The 24,368-nt window shown below is 68.4% G+C and carries 23 protein-coding genes; 13 read left to right on the forward strand and 10 right to left on the reverse strand.

The window, feature by feature from the left end:
- Positions 1-21: 21 nt before the first annotated feature.
- Entirely contained in the window at positions 22-966 is a 945-nt protein-coding gene (locus tag JOE57_RS11635; protein WP_204918127.1) for an LLM class flavin-dependent oxidoreductase, read from the reverse strand.
- A gap of 327 nt (positions 967-1,293) precedes the next feature.
- On the opposite strand from JOE57_RS11635, the gene JOE57_RS11640 reads away from it, so the two are divergent.
- Both JOE57_RS11640 and JOE57_RS11645 read left to right on the forward strand, forming a co-directional pair.
- A complete protein-coding gene (locus JOE57_RS11640; protein WP_204918129.1) occupies positions 1,294-2,094 on the forward strand; it encodes a sigma 54 modulation/S30EA ribosomal C-terminal domain-containing protein in 801 nt (266 codons plus the stop codon).
- Positions 2,095-2,115: 21 nt separating this feature from the next.
- A complete protein-coding gene (locus JOE57_RS11645; RefSeq protein ID WP_204918131.1) occupies positions 2,116-2,466 on the forward strand; it encodes a protease inhibitor I42 family protein in 351 nt (116 codons plus the stop codon).
- Between the two features lie 17 nt (positions 2,467-2,483).
- Here JOE57_RS11645 and JOE57_RS11650 read toward each other — a convergent pair whose 3' ends face one another.
- Complete coding sequence (locus JOE57_RS11650; RefSeq protein ID WP_204918132.1) at positions 2,484-4,217, reverse strand: C1 family peptidase; 1,734 nt, start codon at positions 4,215-4,217, stop codon at positions 2,484-2,486.
- A gap of 173 nt (positions 4,218-4,390) precedes the next feature.
- Between JOE57_RS11650 and JOE57_RS11655 the strand changes: the two genes are divergently transcribed.
- Genes JOE57_RS11655 through JOE57_RS11665 form a run of 3 tightly spaced genes read left to right on the forward strand, consistent with a single transcriptional unit; the run spans position 4,391 to position 7,462 of the window.
- Positions 4,391-5,566: an acyltransferase family protein gene (locus JOE57_RS11655; protein WP_204918134.1), complete on the forward strand. Its 1,176-nt coding sequence runs from the start codon at positions 4,391-4,393 to the stop codon at positions 5,564-5,566.
- Positions 5,567-5,588: 22 nt separating this feature from the next.
- On the forward strand, positions 5,589-6,320 hold the full coding sequence (locus tag JOE57_RS11660; protein WP_204918136.1) for a DUF72 domain-containing protein: 732 nt from the start codon (positions 5,589-5,591) through the stop codon (positions 6,318-6,320).
- Complete coding sequence (locus JOE57_RS11665) at positions 6,317-7,462, forward strand: CapA family protein (RefSeq protein WP_204918138.1); 1,146 nt, start codon at positions 6,317-6,319, stop codon at positions 7,460-7,462. Before JOE57_RS11660 ends, JOE57_RS11665 begins: the two co-directional genes overlap by 4 nt.
- On the opposite strand, the gene JOE57_RS11670 is transcribed toward JOE57_RS11665, so the two are convergent.
- Positions 7,432-8,055: a class I SAM-dependent methyltransferase gene (locus JOE57_RS11670; protein WP_204918140.1), complete on the reverse strand. Its 624-nt coding sequence runs from the start codon at positions 8,053-8,055 to the stop codon at positions 7,432-7,434. The two genes, JOE57_RS11665 and JOE57_RS11670, sit on opposite strands and share 31 nt — an antisense overlap.
- 141 nt (positions 8,056-8,196) lie before the next feature.
- Between JOE57_RS11670 and JOE57_RS11675 the strand changes: the two genes are divergently transcribed.
- Positions 8,197-8,367, forward strand: coding sequence for a hypothetical protein (locus tag JOE57_RS11675; RefSeq protein ID WP_204918142.1), 171 nt, complete (start codon positions 8,197-8,199; stop codon positions 8,365-8,367).
- A 13-nt stretch (positions 8,368-8,380) separates the two neighbouring features.
- Here JOE57_RS11675 and JOE57_RS11680 read toward each other — a convergent pair whose 3' ends face one another.
- The 3 genes from JOE57_RS11680 to JOE57_RS11690 all read right to left on the reverse strand — a co-directional run bounded on the left by JOE57_RS11680 (position 8,381) and on the right by JOE57_RS11690 (position 10,610).
- Positions 8,381-9,169, reverse strand: coding sequence for a hypothetical protein (locus JOE57_RS11680; protein ID WP_204918144.1), 789 nt, complete (start codon positions 9,167-9,169; stop codon positions 8,381-8,383).
- Between the two features lie 10 nt (positions 9,170-9,179).
- On the reverse strand, positions 9,180-9,566 hold the full coding sequence (locus JOE57_RS11685; RefSeq protein WP_204918146.1) for a hypothetical protein: 387 nt from the start codon (positions 9,564-9,566) through the stop codon (positions 9,180-9,182).
- 99 nt (positions 9,567-9,665) lie between these two features.
- Positions 9,666-10,610: a sensor histidine kinase gene (locus JOE57_RS11690; RefSeq protein ID WP_204918148.1), complete on the reverse strand. Its 945-nt coding sequence runs from the start codon at positions 10,608-10,610 to the stop codon at positions 9,666-9,668.
- Between the two features lie 287 nt (positions 10,611-10,897).
- Between JOE57_RS11690 and glgX the strand changes: the two genes are divergently transcribed.
- A complete protein-coding gene (glgX, locus tag JOE57_RS11695) occupies positions 10,898-13,111 on the forward strand; it encodes a glycogen debranching protein GlgX (RefSeq protein WP_204918150.1) in 2,214 nt (737 codons plus the stop codon).
- Positions 13,112-13,145: 34 nt separating this feature from the next.
- Here glgX and JOE57_RS11700 read toward each other — a convergent pair whose 3' ends face one another.
- A complete protein-coding gene (locus JOE57_RS11700; RefSeq protein WP_204918153.1) occupies positions 13,146-13,994 on the reverse strand; it encodes a helix-turn-helix domain-containing protein in 849 nt (282 codons plus the stop codon).
- Between the two features lie 93 nt (positions 13,995-14,087).
- Between JOE57_RS11700 and galE the strand changes: the two genes are divergently transcribed.
- On the forward strand, positions 14,088-15,107 hold the full coding sequence (galE, locus tag JOE57_RS11705) for a UDP-glucose 4-epimerase GalE (RefSeq protein ID WP_204918154.1): 1,020 nt from the start codon (positions 14,088-14,090) through the stop codon (positions 15,105-15,107).
- A gap of 78 nt (positions 15,108-15,185) precedes the next feature.
- Positions 15,186-16,253 (forward strand): hypothetical protein, encoded by a 1,068-nt coding sequence (locus tag JOE57_RS11710; protein WP_204918156.1) that lies wholly within the window; start codon positions 15,186-15,188, stop codon positions 16,251-16,253.
- Here JOE57_RS11710 and JOE57_RS11715 read toward each other — a convergent pair.
- A complete protein-coding gene (locus tag JOE57_RS11715) occupies positions 16,235-16,639 on the reverse strand; it encodes an MmcQ/YjbR family DNA-binding protein (protein ID WP_204918158.1) in 405 nt (134 codons plus the stop codon). The genes JOE57_RS11710 and JOE57_RS11715 overlap by 19 nt on opposite strands.
- A 48-nt stretch (positions 16,640-16,687) precedes the next feature.
- Here JOE57_RS11715 and JOE57_RS11720 point away from each other — a divergent pair, with 48 nt between their 5' ends.
- Entirely contained in the window at positions 16,688-17,494 is an 807-nt protein-coding gene (locus tag JOE57_RS11720; RefSeq protein ID WP_204918160.1) for a TrmH family RNA methyltransferase, read from the forward strand.
- Between the two features lie 277 nt (positions 17,495-17,771).
- Here the strand turns inward: JOE57_RS11720 and JOE57_RS11725 are convergent, their stop codons facing one another.
- Positions 17,772-19,124 carry a protealysin inhibitor emfourin gene (locus JOE57_RS11725; protein WP_204918162.1) on the reverse strand — a complete coding sequence of 451 codons (1,353 nt, stop codon included), beginning with the start codon at positions 19,122-19,124 and terminating at the stop codon, positions 17,772-17,774.
- Positions 19,125-19,233: 109 nt separating this feature from the next.
- Here JOE57_RS11725 and JOE57_RS11730 point away from each other — a divergent pair, with 109 nt between their 5' ends.
- The 3 genes from JOE57_RS11730 to JOE57_RS11740 all read left to right on the forward strand — a co-directional run bounded on the left by JOE57_RS11730 (position 19,234) and on the right by JOE57_RS11740 (position 23,315).
- Positions 19,234-19,698, forward strand: a complete 465-nt coding sequence (locus JOE57_RS11730) for a hypothetical protein (protein ID WP_204918164.1) — start codon at positions 19,234-19,236, stop codon at positions 19,696-19,698.
- 406 nt (positions 19,699-20,104) lie between these two features.
- Entirely contained in the window at positions 20,105-21,973 is a 1,869-nt protein-coding gene (locus JOE57_RS11735) for an alpha/beta fold hydrolase (RefSeq protein WP_204918166.1), read from the forward strand.
- Positions 21,974-22,031: 58 nt separating this feature from the next.
- On the forward strand, positions 22,032-23,315 hold the full coding sequence (locus JOE57_RS11740) for a class I SAM-dependent methyltransferase (RefSeq protein WP_204918168.1): 1,284 nt from the start codon (positions 22,032-22,034) through the stop codon (positions 23,313-23,315).
- On the opposite strand, the gene JOE57_RS11745 is transcribed toward JOE57_RS11740, so the two are convergent.
- Positions 23,312-24,283, reverse strand: a complete 972-nt coding sequence (locus JOE57_RS11745) for a hypothetical protein (RefSeq protein WP_204918171.1) — start codon at positions 24,281-24,283, stop codon at positions 23,312-23,314. The two genes, JOE57_RS11740 and JOE57_RS11745, sit on opposite strands and share 4 nt — an antisense overlap.
- Positions 24,284-24,368: the final 85 nt, after the last annotated feature.

A 24,368-nucleotide genomic window follows, 5' to 3' on the forward strand; every position in this document is an offset into this window, starting at 1 on the left:
GGTGAGGTCCGCTCGGCCGTGTCAGCGCGCCTCCACCCTGGGCCTCACCTCGTGAATGAGGCGGGTGAGCGTCTCGGCGTCGTAGGGCGGCTGCAATGAGCAGGTGACGGTGGTGAAGCCCAGGTCGACGTAGCGGCACAGCCGCTCCACCACCTGATCCACAGTGCCGACCCAGTGGAAGCTGCTGTCCGGGTCGGGCGGCCTGGTGCCGTTGGCCTTCGCGATCGACGCCATCGCCGCCCGGGCCTCGTCGAGAGTGTCGCGGATCATGGGTCCCGAGTCGACCGACAGCTCGATGTCGGCGAGGTCGCGGCCGGCCTCGAGGCAGTGCCGGCGCAGCACCTCCAGCTTGTGCGGTGCCTCGTCCAGGCTCGCCTGCGCGTTCCAGATATCGGCGTAGCGCGCAACGGTGCGTAGGGTCTTGCGTTCGCCGACGCCTCCGACCATGATCGGCAGCCGTTGCTGCACGGGCTGCGGGCTGAGGATCAACCGGTCGGTGCGGTACCGCCCGTCCGCATGGGTCACGGTCTCCCCGGCCAGCAGGGGCCGGATGATCGACAGTGCCTCGTCCAGCCAGTCGAGCCGTTGGCCCGGGCTCCGGCCGAACTCGACCCCCCACGCCTCATGCTCACGGGCGTGCCATCCGCCGCCGAGACCAAGTAGGGCACGGCCGTTGCTGACGTGGTCGATGGTCGTGATCGACTTGGCCAGGATGGCGGGGTTGCGGAAGGTGTTGGAGCCGACCAGGAGCCCGATCCGCACCTGCTGCGTGGACGCGGCCAGAGCGGCGGTGCCAGCGATGCCTTCGAACATCGTGGCATCCTCCGGCCCGTGCAGGGGGGTGAGGTGATCAGGGAGGAAGAGGTAGTCGTACCCGAGCTCGTCGACCAGCCGGGCGGCACGGAGCAGCGTCGACCAGCTGTCGCACTGGGCGGAGAGCTGCACACCGAACTTGATCGTGGTCACCGGCTCAGCATCTCAGAAGATGCTCTGGTCCCGGGGGCGAAAGCACGCCCGATCTCGCCTGGACAGCAGGAAACCTACGAGGCGATTTCCCTACGCCAGCATTGTCCGGGTCTCTCAGCTCGACAGTTGTCTGTTGAGCTCTCTCGCTCGTCTCGTAGGCAATTCTCATCACACTCCACCAGTGCAGACGGGGTGAGGGCCGAAAGTCCTTTCCTGGTGGGACCCGGATCGCCGTTCGACCTCTCGGTCGTCCGCAAGTGCCTGGGCCGTCGGTCGGCGGGACCTTCGCCCCTTGGTCGCTCGCGGGAGCGGCAGCATTCTGAAGACGTGGATGCAGAGAGAACAGTCGGTACAGCCGACGTCGAGGTCGTTATCAGAGGCGACATCCCGGACACCATCCGTGCCGAGGCCGCCAGCAAGATCAGGGAGGTGACCGAGAACATCGGCGAGCCGATCCTGCATGCGCGGGTGCGGCTGACCCGGTCCGCCAACCCTTCAGTCGACCGTCCCGTGCTGGCCCAGGCCAACCTGGATGTCAACGGCCGGCTGGTGCGTGCGCAGGTGGCGGGGACGACGGCCGAAGAGGCCGTCGACCTGCTGCAGGCGAAGCTGCGGCACCGGTGGGCGCATCTCGAGCGGGACTGGGAGGCCCGTCGCGGGGGCCAGCCAGTGTCGGGACCGCATGAGTGGCGTCACGGCAGCGAGCCCACGCACCGGCCGTCGTACTTCCAGCGACCGGCCGAGGAACGCGAGGTGGTGCGACACAAGGCGTTCGAGCTGGCCCGCGCGACCGTGGACGAGGCTGCCGACGACCTCGAGCGGCTGGACTACGACTTCCACCTCTTCACCGATTCCGCCACCGGCCTCGACACCGTCATCTATCGTGCCGGCCCGGCCGGCCTCCGGCTGGCCCAGCTGGCACCCGACCCTTCCTGGCAACCGGTGACCGAGGTCCCGGTGACGGTCAGCAGGCAGCACGCCCCTAGGCTCGACGTGCCGGAGGCGATCGAGCGGTTGGGGCTGACCGGACTGCCATTCCTGTTCTTCGCCGACTCGACCAGCGGACGCGGCTGCGTGCTCTATATGCGCTACGACGGCGATTACGGACTGATCACGCCGGCCGGGTAGGCGGATCGGAGGGTGGGCTGGATGGGCGAGCTGACGCTTGACCAGGACTCCGCTGGGGGCATCTTCAAGGTTGTCGTCGGTGACACCATCACCCTGACGCTCCGGGAGAACCCGACCACCGGGTTCCGTTGGCAGCTCGAGCCTCGGCCCTCGCAGCTGCTGGCGCCGGAGGGTGCGCACTTCACCGTCGGCCCGCACCCCGGGGTGGGGAGTGGTGGGGTGCGGACTTGGCGGTTCCGCGCGATCACCCCTGGTCCGGTCGTTGTCGATGCCCGACTGGGCCGTGCGTGGGAGGGGGAGGCGGCGGCCATCGAGCGGTTCTCCGTCTCCCTGGACATCAGCCCGGCCGATCCATCCGTCGACGAGCGCTGACGGTCGCGGCGCCGGGCTCACCTGGAGAACCAGACCGTCACCTTGTCCTCACCGACGCTGATCACGTCCTGGTGACCCGACCTGGTCGTGTCGGCGAAGAAGGTGCCCCTGGTCCCCATGAACGGTCCTTGTGCCCAGGTGACGGACCTCGGCTCGAAGCCGCGACCGTTCGAACGGCGCACAGTGAGGCCGCCGGGATTGATGGCTATGGCGTCAGCCTTGCCGTCCCCGCTGAGGTCGGCGAAGTAGGTGCCGACGCTGCCGAAGAAGGGTCCGGTGGTCCATTGCTCGTTCCCGCGAAAAGCGTTCCCGGTCGAGCGGCGAACGATGACCGCTTCACCGTTGACCGCGATCGCGTCAGCCCTCCCGTCGCCGGTCAGGTCAGCGAAGTGCGTGGACTTGCTGCCGAAGAACGGACCGCTGGTCCAATCCTCCACCGGGCCGAAGGCGCTTCCGGTCGACCGGCGGACAAGGATCTTGTCGTCGTTGACGGCAATGGCGTCGGCCCTGCCATCTCCGGTGACATCAGCGAAGAAGGTGCCCCTGGTGCCGAAGAACGATCCGCCGGTCCAGTCCTCGTTGGGCCCGAAGGCCTTCCCGGTCGATCGTCGTACGGTGATCCGGCCGCGGTTCACCGCTATCGCATCCGCCTTGCCGTCGCCCGTGACATCAGCGAAACAGGTGCCCAGCCGACCGTAGAACGGGCCTGTGGTCCACGCCTCATTGGCGCTGAAGGACCTGCCAGTGGACCGCCGGACCGTGACGCGGTTGCCGACGGCGATGGCGTCCGCCCGGCCGTCACCGGTGACATCGGCGAAGAAGGTTCCATGGCTGCCGAAGAACGGCCCTCTCGTCCACTGCTCGAACGGCGTCCTGACGCCTTCGACGGTCCACATCTCGAAGTCGATGCCGCACTCGTCGTAGCCGAACCGGACGAAGCCCTGCTCGCCCCAGGAGGTGCCCCAGCTGTTCTTGCAGATCCAGTATCTGCCGGCGTCGTTGTAGCCGACGACACAGACGCAGTGGCCGCCGACGAACTCCCCCTGGACATAGCGGTAGACGCCGCCGCCGTAGTAGAAGAAGTCGTCGTAGACGTTGAAGCAGGCGATCAGCGGCCCCTTGTTGGACGACAGCCACGCCTTCATGGCCTCAGGCGAGCCGAGCGAACGCCAGGAGCTGATCATGGTTCTGCGGGTCGGGCTGTCCTTGCAGAGACCGGCGCAGGCCTGGTCCTTCGGCAGGTAGCGGTAACAGGAGTCGTCGACCACTCCCTTGTGGCGCAGGGCGTCCAGGGCCCGGTCAACGTCCCAGCCGGTGTCGCAGCGAGCACCGTCGGCTCTGCCATGACAGTAGAACAGGTGCGCTTCGGAGTAGTTGACCGGCAGCTCGGGATTCTTGCGGGCAAGGCGCAGCGTTCCCTCCAGCGCGGCAATGGTGCCGAATGCCACACAGGCGCCACAGCTGCCCTGATCCTTCACCGAGGTGATGAAGCTGTGCCCGGCGATGTCGCGGAGGTCCCAGGCCCTCGGCCGTGCGGTGGCTTCGACCGCCAGGGCCGTCTGCCGCCGCAGCTGAACGGACTGCTCCCGCTCACGCAGCGGGAGCTCGCCCGGCCCTGGCACGTAGCCGAGCCGGAGCCGCTTCTCCTGGTCGGACAGGGCGGAGTGCACCGTGTCCGCCGCCTGCCACCCGGCCTCGACGCTGTCGATCTGACTCTGCAGCTGCCTGGCCTCACGGCGTTCCAGTGCCATCTGATGTCCCCCGTATCCGCGCCGGATCCTCGTTCCCGGTTGCGACCCGCCGCCTCATTGTCGTCACCGCCGCGGGTGTGCGTCCAGAGGCGGCGTCCCGTATTTTCGTCCCACATCCGACCCTCGAGGCATAAGGTGTGGTTGATGCAGCGGGGGAGAGGCGGACGAGGCGGATGAACCCAGCGGTCGGGCGTGGCGATGGCGCCAGGGTGGCCCGAGCGGTGCACCGCCCGGGCCGGTTGGTGGAGGTCGACAACCTCAGGACGCTGCTGGTCGGCTGGATCATCTTCGGCCACGCCCTGCTGGGGTACATGCTCATTGGCGGCTGGCCCTATGACGAGGTGCAGGAGGTCACCGTTCCGCCGAAGGTGGAGCTCTCCCTCTCTGTGCTGCTCGGTCCCACGGCACTGTTCGTCATCGGCGCCTTCTTCTTCCTGGCCGGCCTGTTCGCTCCGATGGAGATGTCGCGTCATGGGCCCGGCGGATTCGCTCGACGACGACTGGTCCGCCTCGGCCTGCCGTGGGTGTCGTTCATGCTGCTGATCTGGCCGCTGTTCATGTGGTTCGCCTATCTGGCGGCGGGTCGTTCGCTGTCGCTGTGGGATGCGTTCCGGGAGCGGCAGCCGTTCCTGGATGCGGGTCCGCTGTGGTTTGTGCAGGTGCTGTTGTACGTGTCGCTGGGCTATGCGCTGTGGACCCGGCTCGGCTGGGGCCGCTCGTTTCGGGGCATGTCCGTCGGCGGTGCCCAGCTGGTCATCGTGGCAGCTGTGATGACCATGCTCTCGTTCGTGGTCAGGATGTGGTTTCCGGCGCGGAGCCAGCAGATCCTCGACCTGCACCTGTGGCAGTGGCCGCAGTGCGTCGTCATGTTCTGCCTGGGAGCGATGGTGAGCGGGCAGGGCTGGGCGGCGAGGGTCCCGGCGAAGACCACCCGGAACTGTGGCATCGCCGTCGCCGTCACGATCGTGGTCATGCCGCTGGTCGCGCTGGTCGGCGGGGTGACGAACCTCAGCCGGGACAGCGTGCCCTTTCTCGGCGGGTGGCACTGGCAGGCGCTGGCGCTGGACGCGTTCGAGGCGAGCTTCGTGGTGGCGGGGTCGGTCGGGTTGGTCGGGCTGGTCCAACAGCGGCTGACGTCGGTGGCTCCAGTCCCGGCGGCCTGTGCACGAGGGGCCTATGCGGCCTACATGCTTCAGGTTCCGGTACTGCTCAGTCTCGAGATCGCCGCCCGGCCGTTGCCGCTGCCGGCCATCGTGAAGGCGTTGTCGGTCGGCGTGCTCGCTGTCGCCGGGTCCTTCTGGTTCGGCTGGCTGCTCGTCAGCCGGACGAAACTCGGCCGGCTCCTGTGACCCTGCCGCAGCGGAGGCCGTGGTGACGAGGCTGTGGATCGGCACCTCCGGATGGTCCTACGACCACTGGCACGGGGTGCTCTATCCGCACGGGCTGCCGGCGCGCGACCGGCTGGCCCGCTATACGGCGCAGTTCGACACGGTCGAGCTCAACGCCAGCTTCTACCGCTGGCCCGCGCTGAAGACCTTCGCCTCATGGCGCCGCCGACTGCCGGAAGGTTTCCAGCTGAGCGTCAAGGCTCCCCGGGGGCTGACCCATGCCAAGCGTCTCTACGCACCCGAGGCGTGGGTGCAGCGGATCGTCGCCTGCTGGCACGAGCTGGGCGATCGGCGTGGAGTGCTGCTGGTGCAGCTCTCGCCCCAGCAGCCGCGGGACGATGCCCGGCTCGGCTACTTCCTCGGCCTGCTGCCGCCCTGGGTCAAGGTGGCGGTGGAGTTCCGCCATCCCAGCTGGGTCGACGACCGGGTCTTTGACCTGTTGGCCCACCATGGCGCCGGCTACTGCGTGATGAGTGGGGCGGAGCTCCCGTGCGTCCTGCGTGCCACCGCCGGCTGGGTCTACCTGCGCCTGCACGGCCCGGACCAGCATCATCTGTACGCCGGTTCGTACGGGACCCCCGACCTGCACTGGTGGTCCGACCGCATCGCGGAGTGGCGCTCCTCGGGCCGCGACGTGTACGCCTATTTCAACAACGACGGCGAGGGTCACGCGGTCCGAAACGCCCTCACGCTGCGTGAGCTGGCCGGCGGGTGAGCGCCGACGGCCGGGTGACGCTGTTCCTCTGCGGTGACGTGATGCTCGGGCGCGGGGTCGACCAGCTGATGCCCGAGCCCGGCGACCCGGAGCTGCGGGAGGAGTACGTCCGGGACGCCCGCGGCTACCTGGAGCTGGCGGAGGCGGTCAACGGCCCGATCCGGCGCCCGGTCGACCCCGCGTGGCCCTGGGGCGACGCGCTCCAGCTGCTGGACGAACGCGCTCCGGAGGTCCGGGTGATCAATCTCGAGACGAGCGTGACGCGTAGCGATGACTTCGAGCCGTACAAGGCCGTGCACTACCGGATGAACCCGGCAAACGTCGGCTGCCTGACAGTTGCCCGGCCCGATGTCTGCGTGCTGGCGAACAACCATGTGCTGGACTTCGGACGGCGAGGTCTGGTCGAGACGCTCGACGTACTGGCTGCGGCGCGGCTGGCCACGGCTGGTGCCGGAGAGTCGGCGGTGGAGGCGTGGCGACCAGCCGTCGTGCAGCTCAAGCACGACGGACGGGTGCTTGTCTCCTCGGCCGGGGCCTCCTCCAGTGGCATCCCGCCGACCTGGGCCGCCCGCCCGGATCGTCCCGGGGTGGCGTTCCTGCCGCGGTTGTCGGTCAGGGCGGCAGCCGAGGTCGCGGCCCGGATGCGGCTGCTGAGGCGGCCAGGAGACATCACCGTCGCCTCGGTCCACTGGGGATCCAACTGGGGCTACGCCGTCGACTCGGACCAACGGGCGTTCGCGCACGCGCTGATCGATGGCGGGGTCGACATCGTCCACGGGCACTCATCGCACCACCCGCGTCCGATGGAGGTCTATCGGGACAGGCTGATCCTGTACGGCTGTGGCGACTTCATCGACGACTACGAAGGCATCCGAGGCCATGAGGCGTATCGGGACGACCTGCGGCTGCTGTATCTGGCGTCGGTGGACGCGGCGACCGGAGCGCTGGTGGAGCTGCAGATGGTGCCGTTCCAGGCGCGCCAGATGCGGCTCTGCCGAGCCTCGGAGGAGGATGCGGGCTGGTTGGGTGACAGGCTCACCCGGGTCAGCCGGGACCTCGGGTCACAGATCGAGGTGCTGGCCGACGGCAGTCTCACGCTTCACTGGCACCGTCACGGTACCGAGGAAGAACCAGGGGCGTGAGCGACCAGCAACGTGTCGACGGCGGTCCGGGGCTCGCCGTCGGCCGTGACCTGGCGTTCGATCTGGGTGCACTGGTCGATAACCAGGCCGTGTGCGGCATCGGCGAGAAGTCGGGTGTCGTAGAGGACATCGGGATCTTGGGGACCGCCGACGCCGCGCGTCAGGTTGTCGGCGTCGTGACCGAGAATGATCAGCCGCCCGCCCGGAAGCAGCCACGACGCCAGCCGTCCGAGCAGCGGACCCGTCTCGCTTCTGGGCAGGTGTAGATAGGCGACCAGGACCAGGTCGACCGGGCCGTCGGGCCGCCAGCTTCGCGCGTCCGCGGTGACCCAGCGCACGGTCAGGCCCTGTTGCTGGGCCGCGCGCCGGCCGGTCTCCAACCCTCGGGCGGAGAAGTCCACAGCGGTCATCCGCCAGCCCCGGCTCGCCAGCCACAACGCGTTGCGGCCCTCACCGGCGCCGAGATCGATCCCGGTCCCTGGCGACGTGGATCCGAGCAGTCGCGCCACCGTCTGGTTCGGGGTGTCGGACCATACTCTGGCGTTGCTCTGGGCCGCTGCGGCATAGCGTTCGTCCCAGCTTGAGGCATCCATGCTGTCGGTTTCTCCTTCGATCGCAGGCACTGTCTGACGGCTCACGATGGCAGCTGGCGGCAGGACTTCGTGTAGGGATTGGCGTCGACCATACCCGTGGGGGTATGCTTCCGTCAGTTGATCGATGTAGAGGAGATTGCCGTGTGTAGAGCCGTCACCTGTGGGACCTGCGGGAAGACTACCTGGACCGGCTGCGGCAACCACGTGAACCAGGTGATGAAGAACGTGCCGAATGGGCAGCAGTGTCGTGGACACGAGAACGAGACCGCCGCCAAGGTCGGCGTGCTGGGTCGGCTCTTCGGCCGACGCTGATCCTGCGGAACAATCAGGCTTGGACGACACCCCAGCGCACGCTGCTGCCGTCCGCCCCAGACAGGATGCCGGACGAGTCGCCCAACGCGTCGAGCAGCGGCGTGTCCCAGGCGACACCCTCGGCCTGCAGGAGAAGGTTGTCCGGCGGTGTCCACACCCGCACGGCGATCCGCAGCGCCTGGTCGACGCGGGAAAGGGTGACCACCAACGGATCGAGGGTCTGGCACACCGCGCTGAGGACCAGCTCGTCCAACACCTGCTGGCCCGCGATGATCGCTTTCTGCAGGCGCCAGTCCAGGCAGGTGCGGCTGAGGAACTGCCGCGCCTGATGCAGGGCAGCCGGGTGCGGGGCCACCCGAGTGCTGGTTTGCTGCACTGGTGAGGCGGCGAGCATCGCCCAGGCGGACAGCAGCGAGCCGGTGAACAGCAGCGAGTGCCCTCCAGGGGCAGTGCGCAGGCGCGAGCGGAGGTTCGCCTGCCGGCAGCTGATGGCGATCGAGGCGCCCGGCCATCCACGGACATGCCAACCGAGTGAGGCCAGCGCCTCGACCGAGTCGTCGGCCATCTCTGCGAGTGAGGCCGGCAGCCTGCAGGCGACACCGCGGGGGCTCTCCGCCAGCGCCCAGCCCGCTGTGCGGATCAGCGGTTCTGGATCCGGGGGCAGGTCGGCGTTGAACTCCAGCAGCCACACATCGTCGATCGGGTAGGCGGTCACACCGGGAAGGACCTCCGCCGGAGACGCCCAGCTGGCTGTTTCCCAGCCGGTCGCCGAGATCCGCCCCTCTGCGCTCCAGCCGCTCATCCTCCGAGCCTCACTCGGTGAACCGGCCGACGAGGTAGGCCGCGAGGTTCAACAGGATCGCTCCCGCCCCGGCCACCATTCCGATCAGGGCGGGCACCAGGCCCACCTGCCGACCCTCGCGGCGTGCGCGCAGGCCGAACCAGACTGCCGTCACTGTCGGCGTCAGCAGCACCAGCATGGCGGGGACCGCGGCCAACAGCACCGGCAGCAGCGGCGGCGTCTGCTCGCTGCCGGACTCGTAGCCCTGCAGGGTGAGCAGCCCGTCGCCGACGAGCATGGCTGCCGCGAAGGCGACCGGAATGAGAGCCACCGAAACCCAGGCGATGATGAGGTCTCGACGAGCTCGAGATGGCCCGACCTTCACCGGGATCTTCACCGGCCCTGTCTGTGTAGTCATGGGGCACCCTTCTCTGATGCCCCCAGCCTCGGCCGCCCACCGTTGCGCCACCAGAGCCCAAGGTCCTGCAGCCGCGGGCCTACCGACCCGACGTCGGCCTCAGGTCCAGTGGTGGACCCGAACGGTGGTCCCAGTCGGCGTCGAGCGGAGCTGGACCAGGTCACACGTCTCGTTGGCCAGCCACAGTCCCTTGCGCTGGTCGGCCGAGGGCCACCGCCGACCCGCCAGCGGGTCACTGACCCGGGCGTCGTCGTGCACCTCGAAGATCACGGCGTGGTTGGCGTGCCAGAACCTGACCACTCCCTCGGCGCCGCCGCGCTGCAGGCTGTTCGCTGCCAGCTCACGCACAGCGACGGCGAGGCTGGCGGCCTGATGGGCAGGTACTCCGCCTCGGTGAGCCCGGGTGGCGACGAAGGGTAGGACCTCCTGCAGTGATTTCGAGTCGAAGCGCCGTTCCTCCGGCACTCCGCTGATTCCGGGCAGTTCCGAACCGAAGACGACATCGACGTGCGCGCGGCCGGCGTACAGCACGCTGCCGCGGTAGCCGTGGGAGTCGACGATGGCCGGGTGGCTACGATGCGCCTCCTCGATCACCGCCGCCGGCAGGTTCTCGGCGTCATAGGGGCAGAGCAACCAGAACGGCGTATCCGGGTCGACGGCGACGTTCAGCAGAGCCTCGTGCAGCTGGCTCTCGAGGATCTCCTCGGGACGGCGACCGGCCCAGATCGGCTCGCCGATGCCTCGCGCGGGCCGGCCTCGCACCGAGCCGTCCTCCAGAAACTGCATCCAGGCCGGGATGATCTGGGCCGGATTGCGACCCAGGGCAGCCATGTCGACGAACCGCACCTGGTCTGCGTCACCGCCCAGCGCGTTGCGCAGCAGGTCCGCACGGACGCTGATCAGAGCCACCATCACCGGCTCGCCGGAGGCCAGACCGTCGCGGATGAACGGCACCGTGCCGGCGAGGAACTCTTCCGGGGTGTGCCACAGGAACGCTTCGTGCCGATAGCTGTGCTGTGGCCGGACAGCCGAGGTCATGGCCATGTCGTGCTCCTTCGAACGAAGAAGATCAGGCGCCGTGACCGCTGCTCGCTGCGTCGATACCGAGCAGCGATCCTCCCGCGCTAACGAGGATACGCGCTCCGGAGGCGCGGCGGCGTCGTTGGCGAAGCCGGGTTCTGGTGCGGGACCCAGAGGCACGCTGGCGCGGACGCTCGGTCCTGACCGGCCGAAGCGCGGTTACGGCGAACTCCGGGCAAGGCTCTATGGTTAACCCTGGATTTGTGCGGGCCGCGCGAGCAGGTTGCTTGCCCGGAGAAGGGAATGAGCAGATGGATATGTGGCCTGGCAGGCCCTACCCGATGGGGGCAACCTTCGACGGAACCGGGGTCAACTTCACACTTTTCTCCGAGATTGCCGACAAGGTCGAGCTCTGCCTGATCAGCGACGAGGGGGAGGAGACGCGGGTCCCGGTGGAGGAGGTCGACGGCTTCGTCTGGCACGTCTACCTGCCTGGTATCCAGCCCGGCCAGCGCTACGGCTACCGCGTGCACGGCCCCTACGATCCTGCCAACGGCCACCGCTGCAACCCCGCGAAGCTGCTGTTGGACCCGTACGCCAAGGCGATCGATGGCCAGATCGACGGTGACGAGTCCCTGTTCTCGTACCGTTTCGGCAAGCCCGACGAGTTCAACGACGCCGACTCTCTCGGCCACACGATGCTGTCGGTGGTGACCAACCCCTTCTTCGACTGGGGCCACGACCGTCCGCCGCGGCACCAGTACCACGACAGCGTGATCTACGAGACGCACGTCAAGGGTCTGACGATGACCCACCCGGGCGTGCCCGAGGAGATCCGGGGCACGTACGCCGCGCTCGGGCATCCGGCCATCATCGAGCACCTGACCAAGCTCGGCGTCACGGCAGTGGAGCTGCTGCCGGTGCACCAGTTCGTCAACGACTCTCACCTGGTGGACCAGGGACTGTCGAACTACTGGGGCTACAACACCATCGGCTTCCTGGCGCCGCACAACGCCTACGCCTCGTCCGGCAGCCGCGGGCAGCAGACCACCGAGTTCAAGGCCATGGTCAAGGCTCTGCACGAGGCGCAGATCGAGGTCATCCTCGATGTGGTCTACAACCACACGGCCGAAGGCAACGAACGCGGACCCACGATCGCCTTCCGCGGAATCGACAACGCCGCCTACTACCGCCTGGTCGACGACGCCAAGCAGCACTACTACGACACGACGGGCACCGGCAACAGCCTGCTGATGCGCAGCCCGCACGTCCTGCAGCTGATCATGGACTCGCTGCGCTACTGGGTGTTGGAGATGCACGTCGACGGGTTCCGGTTTGATCTTGCGGCCACCCTGGCCCGCCAGTTCCACGAGGTCGACAAGCTGTCGGCCTTCTTCGACATCATCCAGCAGGACCCGGTGATCTCCCAGGTGAAGCTGATCGCGGAGCCGTGGGACCTGGGTGACGGGGGCTACCAGGTGGGCAACTTCCCACCGCTGTGGACCGAGTGGAACGGCAAGTACCGCGACACCGTGCGTGACTACTGGCGGGGCGAGCCGGCATCTCTGGCAGAGTTCGCTTCCCGGCTCACCGGCTCGAGTGACCTCTACGCCCACTCCGACCGTCGTCCGACCGCGTCGGTCAACTTCGTGATCGCCCACGACGGCTTCACCCTGCGCGATCTCGTTTCCTATAACGAGAAGCACAACGAGGCCAACGGTGAGGGCGGCAACGACGGCGAGAGCCACAACCGATCATGGAACTGTGGCGTCGAGGGGGAGACGGACGACGAGGCGATCAACGCGCTCCGGCTCCGTCAGCAGCGCAACTTCCTGACCACCTTGATGGTCAGCCAGGGCGTACCGATGGTCGCGCACGGTGACGAGCTGGGACGAACCCAGAAGGGCAACAACAACGTGTACGCCCAGGACAACGAGCTGTCGTGGGTGAACTGGGATCTCAACGAGGACCAGCAGTCGCTGATGCAGTTCGCCTCGCGAGTGATCGAGCTCCGCAAGAACCATGCGGTGTTCCGCCGTCGGCGCTTCTTCGCCGGCGACGCGAGCCACGGTGGCAAGAGCGAGCTCGGTGACATCGAGTGGTTCAGCCCGGACGCGACACCGATGGATGAGGAGGCTTGGAGCACCGGGTTCGCCCGGAGTCTGATGGTCTTCCTCAACGGCGACGCGATCCCCGAGCCCGACAGCATGGGCCGCCGGATCCACGACGACCACTTCCTGCTGCTGTTCAACGCGCACAGCGAACCCGTCGACTTCACCCTGCCGCCACGGACCTATGGCGACGGCTGGGCACTGCAGCTGGACACCAGCAGCGGGCTGACCGACGGCAGCGCACTGGATCTCTGGCTGGCGTGCTCCCGGCATGCGGTCGAAGGTCACTCCGTGGTGGTGCTGCGCGCCTCCGAGGTCCCCGAGGAGGAGAAGGTCGCCTCGTCAGCGCGTGCGGACGCTGCCTCGCACACGATCGCCAAGGCGTCCCAGAAGGCTGGTCGCAAGAAGAGGTAGGCGCACGCTGCCCTTCGACAGGCTCAGGGCGCGTTCACGCGCGGGAGGTGGACGGGGTCCGGCGGGCCCGGTACGCGCTGGGGCTCATCCCGGTCTGCTGGCGGAACCGGGTGGAGAAGTACAGCGGGTTGGTGAAGCCGACCTCGGCCGCCACCGACGAGACCGGGCGCGACGTCATGTCGAGCAGCCGGGCGGCGGTGTCCAGCCGTCGGCGTTCGACGAACCGCTGCGGGCTCACACCGAGCTGGCGGCGGAAGAGGTGGGCGAACCGGGACACCGACAGCGTGCTGGCCCTGGCCAGCCGGCTGACACCGAGGTCGGCGCGGAGGTCTCGGTCCACCAGCTCGATGGCCCGCAACAACCGCTCGTCGATCTGGTTGCGGGACGGGTTGACACTGTCGCACCACAGCAGCGCCGCCTCGAACGCGTTGAGGCTGAGCAGCTCGCTGTTGGCCAGTACGCCGGTGCTCAGTCGTGCCGAGTCGGCCAGGCTGGCTGCGATCCGCTGCCCGATCTGAACGCCCGCCCGCAGCTGCAGAATGCCCGGTGCGACCTCGGGCCAGGACAGCAGGTCGCTCCACTCCGGTCGGGGATGGAAGTGGGCGTAGCGGAAGTGCCAGTGGCGCAGTCGCGGCTCGACGCCGTAGTCGTGTGGCGTCCCCGGCCGGATCAGGGTCGTCTCGCCCGGCAGTGCACGAACGTCGGTGGTTGCGGTGCCCAGCCGTCCCTCGCCCTCGAGAGTGTGGAACAGCAGCCAGTCGCTGGTGCCGCGGCTGCGGTAGGTGGTGTAGCCCGCCCCCTCGTCGAGCTCTCCGACCAGCAGCCTGGCGACAGTGGGGGTGAAGGACTCCGGCCGCGGCGTAGCGGGATCACGAAGGCTCATGGTGCGCCCAAACTAGCTCCGCTGCCGTGCCGGCGTCACCTGGATGGGTGAGGCCCGGCCCCACGGCACCGGCCGCCGGTCTAGAGTTCGGGCATGAACGTACTCGTCTCCGGCGGCGCCGGCTACATCGGATCGCATACGGTCATCCAGCTGCTGGCGGCCGGGCACGACGTCCTGATCGTGGACAACTTCGCCAACGCCAAGCCGGCCGTGATCAACCGGCTCGAGGCGATCACCGGACGTCACTTGCCGGTGCACGCCTTCGACCTGTGCGACGTCGACAAGACGGAGCACCTGTTCGCGCACGAGCAGATCGACGCCGTGGTGCACTTCGCCGGTTACAAGGCCGTCGGCGAGAGCGTTCAGAAGCCGCTGGAGTACTACGAGAACAACCTGGGCTCGACCTTCTCCCTGGTGCGGGCGATGCGGCGACACAACGTCCGCAAGCTGGTGTTCTCCTCCTCGGCGACCGTCTACGGGCCTGATGCGACCTCGCCACTCAAGGAGGACCTGCCGACCTCGGCCACCAACCCCTACGGCTGGAGCAAGGTGATGATCGAGCAGGTGCTGCGCGACGTCGCCGCTGCCGAGACCGACTGGAGGATCGCCCTGCTGCGCTACTTCAACCCGGTAGGCGCGCACAGCTCGGGCACCATCGGCGAGGACCCCACCGACATCCCGAACAACCTGATGCCCTTCATCGCCCAGGTCGCGGTGGGGCGGCTGGATCGGCTGAAGGTGTTCGGCGATGACTACGACACCCCGGACGGGACGGGTGTCCGCGACTACATCCATGTCGAGGACCTGGCAGCCGGCCATGTCGCCGCACTGGACAGGCTGTCCCAGACGGAGTCGCCGGTGAGCACCTGGAACCTCGGCACCGGGCACGGCACCAGCGTGCTGGAGCTGCTGCACGCCTTCGAGCGGGCCGTCGGTCACGAGCTGCCGTATGAGGTGGTGGCTCGCCGGCCAGGTGACGTGGCCACCTCGTACGCGGACGTGTCCAGGGCCCACGCGGAGCTCGGTTGGCGGGCCACCCGGTCGCTCGACGACATGTGCGTCGACACCTGGCGGTGGCAGCAGCAGAACCCCGGTGGTTACCCGGACGCGTGATCGGTCGGCCGGCTGCCCAGCCAGCACCACCAGCTCGCCGGCGTGTATCTGGGCGGCCGTCGGAGCCTCCTGCAAGGCATGACGACTCCGGTACCGAGTGCTGCGGGTGCCCCGGGATCAGCGACGCCCTTCGCCGTGACAGCCCCAGCGCAGCTGGAGCTCGCCGCGGATCGGACCGGCACGACCACCTTCACGGTGACGAACCTGACCGGGCGACCGGTCACGGCCCGGTTCCGGGCCCGCGGCGGTGCCGGGGCGGATGACTCCTGGTTCGCCGTCGCTGGTGCTTCCGAGGTGCCGATGAGCCTGGGCGGCACGCTGACCACGAATGTGACGGTCACGGTTCCGCCGAGTGCGCCGGCCGGCCAGCACACCCTCCAGCTCGAGGTGATCGCCGAGGATGACACCGAGTCGGTGAGTGGTCAGACCGTGTCGTTCACGGTCGGTCCGGCGCCGGCGCCGGCGCGGAGACCCCGATGGCTGCTGTGGGTCGTCATCGCAGCGGTCGTGTTGCTGCTGGCAGGTTTCGCCGCCTGGTTCCTCCTGCTCCGTGGCCCGGCCGCCCCGGTGAGCAGCTCGCCACCGACGATCAGCGGCACCGCGCAGGAGGGTCAGGTGCTGACCGCCGACCAGGGCCTGTGGGAGGGCACCGACCTCAGGCTCGCGATGCAGTGGCAGCGCTGCGACCCGTCGCATCGGTGCACTGACGTGGCCGCTGCTACCGGGCTGACGTACACGCCGGTGGCCGCGGACGTCGGTCAGCTGGTGCAGGTCCGGGTGACGGCGAGCAACCCGGCCGGCGACGAGACCGCCGCGACGTCCGATCCGGTGGGCCCGGTGACGGCTGCCGTCACCCCGCCGCCGCAGCCGACCGACCTGTGCGTCTCCGGATTCGTCTGGCGTCAGGCGAGGGCCGAGGACCACGTGTGTGTCACTCCCGAGACGCGCGCGCAGACCTGGGCCGACAACGCAGCCGCACCCGGCCGCTGGGTGGTCGGTGCCTACGGCGTGCACACCTGCATCCAGGGCTTCGTGTGGCGGGAGGCCTTCGTGGGTGACGACGTCTGCGTCACCGGCGCTGTCCGTACCCAGGCCGCCCAGGACAACGCTCTGGCGGCCTCCCGGGTTCAGCCACCCGGTGGCTGATCGGCGAGCCCGGCGTCGTACTGCCTGACCAGCGACCGCGGCGCCTGGCAGCGCCAGGCGTCGATGATCAGCTCGGCGAGCTCGTCCGGCTCGATCCTGGCCAGCCGGACCAGCACCGCAGGGAACCTGTTGTAGTGCGCCTCGGTGAAGAACTTCTCCGCATCCGAGGCCAGCAGGCTCTCCTTCTCCGCCAGGTCCGCGACCCGCACCGCGAGCACTGCCGGCTGCGGCACCCGGGCCTTCTTCGGCTCCGTCCGTTCCATCCAGACCCAGGCGAAGCCCTTGTCCCTGCCCCGGTCGGGCACCGAGAACGCGAAGCGATCCTGCGCCTCGCGGACCTCGGGCAGCGACGTCGCGATCCGGCGTACGTCGTCCTGGGTAGCCACCAGTGCTCAACCTCCTGCTCCTACTGGTGCCATCGTAGGGTTGGAGCCATGGACCTACAGCAGATCGGCGCCAGCCACCCCCGGATCAAGCGCGTCGTCGATCTGCAGCGCAACACGAAGCCGAACCCCGAGAAGCTCTTCGTCGCCGAGGGGCTGTGGGCGCACAACGCACTGCTCGAGGCCGACACCCGGATCGAGGCCTTCTTCTGGTGCCCGGAGGCGTCGTACTCGAACGAGGCCAAGGTGCGAGCAGCACAGATCGTCGAGCGGGCCGAGCGCTCCTATCGCATCTCGGAGAAGACGCTGGCCCGGATCGCCGAGCGGGAGAAGCCGGACGGCCTGGTGTCGGTGGCCCAGCTGCCGCGCTGGACGCCGGACACCATCGAGCTGCCGGAGTCCGCGTTGGTGCTGGTGGCCGACGGGATCGAGATCCCAGGCAACCTCGGGACCCTGGTGCGCACCATGGACGGCTGCGCGGCGGACCTTCTGGTACTGGTCAACCGGAGGACCCGGCTGACCCACCCGAAGGTGTTCAGAGCCAGCCACGGGATGGTGCTGACGGTGCCGACCATCGAGTTCGAGTCGGTCGCCGAGGTCGCCGGTTGGCTGAGCCGCAACGACTTCACCGTTCTGCTGACCGATGCCAACACCCACCAGTCCTATCGTTCGGCGACCTACGGCCGGCGCACTGCGATCGTGCTCGGGAACGAGCGCTACGGATTCAGCAAGGAGTGGCGGGACTACCCCTACAGCCCCATCACGCTGCCGATGCTCGGGCGGGCCGACTCGCTGAACGTCTCGATCGCGGGGGCGATCTTCATGTACGAGGCCAGGGCCCGGATGGGTGGCAGCTGACCCCGCCCAATGCTCCAAAGCCGGTGGCCTTTCTGCCCCGGAGACTTGTCAGAAGGTACGAAATCCGAGCGGCACCGACATTGCCGCGCAAAGTGCCTGACAAGAGCCGTCCGTGCGCGGGACAGTGGATGCGTATTCGGGGGGAGGACGCGCCAGAGTCGGGGTCTGTCAGTTCGGGGGAGCCAGCAAACGAGTCTGTGCACGGTGTGATCGGGGGCCACGCTTCGGCGTTGGTCCCCGGTTGCCCGTCTTGGCCAGGATCGCCCGCAGCCGTCGGCTACAGGTCTCCGAGCACCAGCCGCACCACCTGGCTGAGTTCAGGCGTGAGATCCGCCTCGCCGACCGTGGTGCGCTGCTCGCCGTACTCGACCGTGTACACGAAGCGGTCCGGAGCAGGCGGACCTGCGGTGAACGACGGCAGGTCCAGCCGGCTGAGCAGGCTCTGCAGCTCGGGACCGACCGGGTCGCTGGTGAGGTCCACCTCGGCGGAGCGCACCATGCCCGCGAAACCCCCGCTGCGGCGGACAGCGACCTTGGCCGGCCCGGCGGCGTCAGTGGGTGGAGTCGCCGGCAACGGGCCGGACCGGTCCAGCACCTTCACCTCGACCCAGGCGGCACGGACCCGGGCCGCGGCGTCCGGGTCGTCGGCGAACAGCCGGCCGGCAGCGGCGACGGTCGCCTCGGCGAAGCCGGCGAAGTCGGTACCCGCATCGACGTCACCCGCGGTCAGCGCCTCGTACCAGATCCGGCCCGGTCGCTCCCAGCTGTTGCCTCCGAGTCCGGTGCAGGCCAGGTAGAAGGCGCGGTTGGGAATGCCTGAGTTGAGGTGCACACCGCCGTTGTCGTCCTCGGTGTCGATGTAGTCGTCCATCGAGGCGACCTGAGGGTCCTTGCCCAGCCGAGGATCGTCGTAGGCGGTGCCGGGCTCCTTCATCGACCGTAACCCCTTCGCCTTCACACCGGGCAGGAAGAGCCCCTTGCCGATCAGCCAGTCCGCCTGGTCGGCCGACTGGCCGAGTGAGCGCTGCTCGGCCATGGCGGCGAACGCGTCGGAGACGCTCTCGTTCAGGGCCCCCGACTGGCCCTGGTAGGTGAGGGCCGCAGTGAACTGGGTGACGCCGTGCGTGAACTCGTGCGCCATCACATCCATCGGCCTGGTGAACCGGCCGAAGATCTTGCCGTCACCGTCGCCGAAGACGAGCTGGTGACCGTCCCAGAAGGCGTTGTCGTAGTTCTCGCCGTAATGCACCGTGATCGAGAGGGGAGTGCCCTTGCCGTCGACGGAGACGCGCTTGAACTGGTTGGCGAACAGGTCCCAGATCTGACCGGCCGCGTCGAAGGCCTCATCCACCGCCGGGTCGCCGCTGGGCGGGTCACCATCCCCGCGGACCGGGTCGCCGGGCAGCTGCTCGGTGTTGTTGGCCGAATGCACCACCCGCGTCGCACTCGCGATGTTGCCGGCCGCGGTGCGCACAGCGGGGTGCCGCAGGGTGGCGGGCGGCGTGGTCCTGCCGGCTCTGAGCCGATCGTCGACCAGCAGAGTGCGGCGACCGCAGGCGCACAGGTCCTCGTCGTCGGCGACGGCCGCGATCCGGCTCAACAGGTAGGGCGGGATGAACTGACACGCCATCGGAACCATCCAATCTTCCGGTCCTGTCCGGTCACTGTCCGGCATCCGTCAGCGTACTCGCGGGCACTGACAAACCAGCCGGTGCGCTTCGGTCACCTATCCTCGTTGCATGTCCGCGCAGCCGCCGGCCGGCGCCGTGCCGCCCGCACCGACGATCGACTTCTGTCGGGTGCTCACCGCCGCCGAGATCGGGGCGGTCACCGGCGACGAGCCGCGGCCCGGCGTCCGCAGGCTTGGCTACAGCTGCTGGTACGCCTTCGGTGGGGACACCCGGGCTGGCGTGCTCGTCTCGGATCTCACCGCCGTCAGCCGCGACCTGCACCGTTCCTATCAGAGCGCCTACGCCCTGGCCGCCAGGACCGGCGGTGCCCGAAGGGTGCCGGCCATCGGTGAGGCTGCCTTCGTCAGCACCACCCTGCTGCCCGGCGTGCACCAGGGTCTGGTGATCGCGGCCAGCCATCTGGTCAAGATCGACATCAGCGGCGGCATCGGCCTGCAGCCGACCGATATCCTGGGTCGGGTACTGCCGGCGCTGCTTGAGCTGGTTGCCCGGAAGGCTGCCGTAGACCACTAGCCGTGTCCTCTTCCGGACATCGCCGGAACAGGACAGGTCATTTGCTTGGTGCGGGTTCTCGGCATCCATTAGGCTCAAGACAACTCAAGAGCTCCCCCCGAGCAGACAAATGAGTTATCGACGAGTCAGCGTCCACGGTTCTTGCACCAGAACCGTGGGCGCTAACTTCGTTCAGGCGACCGTCCGCGGTGCTGCACCCGGCCGTCAATCCTCCGGTCGTGGCAATGACAGCACGATAGCACCGGTGTCCTGATTAGGACATAGCCTGATTAGGACAATTGACGCTACGTTGTCCTCGGCACCCACGAACTGCACGCGTGGACTATGGTTCTGCCGAACCAGTCTGCAGTACAGGATGGCTTCGGAGAGACCGTTGCTGTCGGGTGCTGTCTGAGAGAGGACAGCAATGCCGAAAGCATCGTCGATGCGTCGGGGCGGCAGGCTGTTGGGGGCGATCGGTGTCGTCGGCGCGCTCTGTGCCGGGATGCTCGTAGCGGTGCCAGCAGACGCGAACCCGAGAGATGCCCGACCGAAGAGTGCCGAACCCGTGGTGGAGCAGCTGGTGGCACCCGGTATCCGTGACCAGGTCCTGTCCTGGCACCCCTGCTCCTTCCCCGATCTCGACCCCCAGCTGGAGGCTCAGCTGGTCAGCCTGCCCGGGCTGGCCTGTGCCACCGTCACCGTTCCGCGGGACTGGGACAACGCCCGTGACGGACACACGATCACAGTGGAGATCTCTCGGATGAAGAGCAGCAGCGCCGCCCAGCGTCGCGGTGTGATGATGATCAACCCCGGCGGCCCGGGCGCCTCCGGTCTGGCCTGGGGTCCGGTGATCCAGCTCAGGTCCCCAGACATCGCCGCCGGCTACGACACGATCGGCTTCGACCCCCGTGGGGTCGGGCAGAGCACGCCGCTCGAGTGCGAGTACGACAACTCCGGCAACACCCAGGCGGAGCGGGCCGAGAACTTCGCGGACGGCTGCCTGGCGAACCCGCTGACCAGATACATCACCACCAAACAGACGGCGATGGACATGGACTTCATCCGGTTCCTGCTGGGTGAGCCGAAGATCAGCTATCTCGGCTACTCCTACGGCACCTGGCTCGGCAGCTGGTACGCGGCCACCTTCCCGTCAAGGACGGACCGGTTCGTGCTCGACTCCTCGACCGACATGAGCACCGGCACGCTCGAGTCCACCTGGGATCTCCAGCCGGGGACGCGGGACCGTCAGTTCCAGGACATGCTGCTTCCGTACATGGCCCGCAACGATGCCACCTACCATCTCGGTACGGACCCGATCGAGATCCGGCGCAAGTTTGAGGCCAGCGGCGGTTTCGACAACTACATCAACCTGCTGTTCGGCTTCCAGACGGTGATCGGCGCCCTGTACGACACCACCCTGTACCCCGACGCCGCGGCCATGGTGGCGGCCATGAGCCAGTACAGCGACAACGATCGTCAGGATTTCCGGCAGCCCTACAGCGACCAGGCCCGCAGGGCACTCCCAGCGAAGGTCGACCGGATGCGCCACGCGGTGGCCGAGGTCGGCGTGTCCGAGGCGGTCCGGAGCAGGGTGCTCAACTCGATCGACGAAGGTGTCGACCGGTACGCGCTGAACCGGGCCGTCGCCAACCAGACCGCCAACCAGGCCCAGTCGAGGGCCACCAAGAGCGGCGCCATGGATGCGATCCGTTGCCAGGACGGCCAGTGGACTACGGACATCGCCGTCTGGGAGGAGAAGCTGACCTACAGCTTCACGCACGCGCCGCTCACCGGGATGGCCAATGTCATCCCCAGCTGTGCGTTCTGGCCCGCCCAGGAGAACGGCTTCCCCGACCTGCGTAACAACCGGCTGCCGGCGGTGCTGTTCATCCAGTCCGAGTTCGACCCGGCCACGGCCTACGAGGGCGCGGCGCATTCGGTCCGGAAGTTCAAGAGCTCGAAGGCGGTGTTGATCAACAACGAGGGCAGTCACGGCAACTTCCCGTACGGCACCCGGTGCGTTGACGCCACTGCGCTCAGCTGGCTGCTGGACGGCCAGCTGCCGTCGAGCAAGTGGACCGCCTGCGGGGCGGTGCCGCTGCCGGGTGAGAAGGTCACCTACGAGGTCGGTGGCAGGGTGAACCGGAACGGGCAGCTTCGCGGCTTCAAGATGGAGTCGAAGTCCGTCCGGCAGGCCAACAGGATCGTGGCCGAGTTCCGGCGCCAGGCCGGCATCCCGGACGTTCCGAGCGGGGACGTCGAGGTGATGGCTGCCGCGCTGCCGATCAGCTGAGAGCCGTACTCCGTCAGCCGGCCGAGGACTACCCTCAGACTGAGGCCGGGGAGATGAGATGTCGGGTCATGCAGCGGACCGCGTGGTGGCGATGCTCGAGGCTGTCGCCGGTGCGCCGTCCCCGGTGCAGGTGCGGGCCTGGGACGGGTCGCAGGCGGGACCTCGGTCGGCACCTTTGTTGATCATGAACAACCGCCGAGCCATCCGTCGGTTGGTGCGGCGGCCGGGCGAGCTGGGGATCGCCCGCGCCTTCGTCGCCGGCGATCTTGATCTTGGCGGGGACCTGGTCGAGACACTGACGCGGTTGGCTGAGGCCGGCCGCCGGATCGGCAGGCGGCCACAGCTGACCGTCGGTCGGCGGTGGACGCTGCTGCGGCAGGCGCTGCTCCTCGGGGCGCTCGGCCCGATGCCGCCGGTCCCCGCCGAGGAGGTCGTGCTGTCCGGTCGGAAGCATTCACCGGCACGCGACCGGGCGGCCATCAGCCATCACTACGACGTCGGCAACGAGTTCTACCGGCTGCTGCTCGGACCGACGCTGGTCTACTCCTGCGCCTACTGGAGGCGGCCGGACGACCCCGGCTACGGCCTCGATGACGCCCAGCGGGACAAGCTCGACCTGGTCTGCCGCAAACTGGGGCTGCGGCCAGGGATGCGGCTGCTCGACGTCGGCGGTGGCTGGGGGTCGCTGGCTCTGCACGCAGCCCGGACCTACGACGCCCGGGTCGTCATGATCACCCTGTCCGGCGCCCAGGTCGAAACGGCGCGACGGCGGGTGGCCGAGGCGGGCCTGCAGGGGCGGGTGGAGGTCCGGCTGCAGGACTGGCGCGATGTCGACGAGGCGCCCTTTGACGCGATAGCGAGCGTCGGGATGGCTGAGCACGTCGGCCAGGAGGTCTTCGCCGACTACGCCGCCCAGCTGTACCGACAGCTCCGGCCCGGCGGCCGGCTGCTCAACCACCAGATCGCCCGGGGTCCCGGTCCGACGCCCACCGAGCGGACGTTCATCGATGCCTACGTCTTCCCCGACGGCGACCTGCTGCCGCTGGCAACGGTGGTGGACGCACTCGAGCGGGCCGGCTTCGAGGTACGCGACGTGCAGGGCCTGCGCGAGCACTACACCCGGACGTTGCGCAGCTGGGTCGGCAACCTGGAGGCCGGCTGGGACGACTGCGTCCGACTGACCTCGATCGGCCGGGCCCGGGTGTGGCACCTGTACCTGGCACTGTCCGTGCTCGGGTTCGAGAGCGGTCTGTTGCGGATCCACCAGACGCTGGCGGTGCGGCCGTACGACGACGGCCGCAGCGGCATCGACCCGGTCCGGGAGAACTGGCTGTCCGGTTAGGAGCCCAGCCGGCTGGTCTCGTGCCGCAACGTCTCCGACCGGACCAGGGCTGCTCCGAGCTGGAGCCGGGTCCGGACGCCGAACTCCTCCATCAGCTCCGACACCCAGCGGCGGACCGAGCGCTCGTTGACCCCGAGCTGGCTGGCGATGGCACTGTCGGTCGATCCGGTCATCAGCAGTGAGATGAGCAGCTCACGGCGCGGATCCTGGCCGTTGCTGTTGACGGCCGAGGCGATGATCGAGACCGAGGAGTCCCAGACCGCCTCGAACAGCCACTGCAGCGCCTCCACCACCATCGGGTGGCGGATCAGCGACGCACGCAGCTCGTGGCCCGGCGTGTAGGACTTCATCGACGGGATCAACGCGATGCTCGAGTCGATCAGCAGCAGCTTCATCGGCACGATCCCCATCCGGGCCTGTTCCCCGTGGGCGGCGAACATCGTCAGCTGGCCGAGCCGCTCCGGGTCGAAGCCGGGATGGTAGACCGAACGCACGCTCACGCCGCGTTCCAGTGCCTGCCACTCGGGTGACTCCTCGTCGAGCTCCTGCTGGTTGGAGCGCGGCGCCACCGTGTACGGCGGCTTGTCGAACCCGCAGACCTCCCGCTTGGCGGCGCCACAGATCTCCCGCCGTACCGAGATGATCGCCTCCCGGCCGACCACGGTGCTGACTGCGTCGGAACGGCTCTCGGAGGCGGCCAGCAGCTTGGACTGCAGGGCATCGGCCGCCATCATGGCCGCGTCCAGCTCGGCGATCCGCTGCGCCTGCAGCCCCTTGGCCGCCTCCAGCACCGGCACCGCCTGCCATTGACCGCCACCCATCTCGTACACCATTCCGAGCCGCTGCAGCTCAGCCAGCTGCTGCTCCACCTCGGCGACGGTGCGGTCGCTGAGCTGAGCCAGGTCCGGAACGGTGGAGGCCTCCATCGGCGCCAGCACGACATACAGCGCTTCTGCGTGCATGCTCACGCCGAGCGGCTGCAGCATCGTTCCTCCCGCACCTTGAAGTGATCGAAAGCCAGGGCATAAGTCTGTCAGAGTTCGATCTCGGGTG

It is taken from the genome of Microlunatus panaciterrae, from assembly GCF_016907535.1.
Lineage (GTDB): Bacteria > Actinomycetota > Actinomycetes > Propionibacteriales > Propionibacteriaceae > Microlunatus > Microlunatus panaciterrae.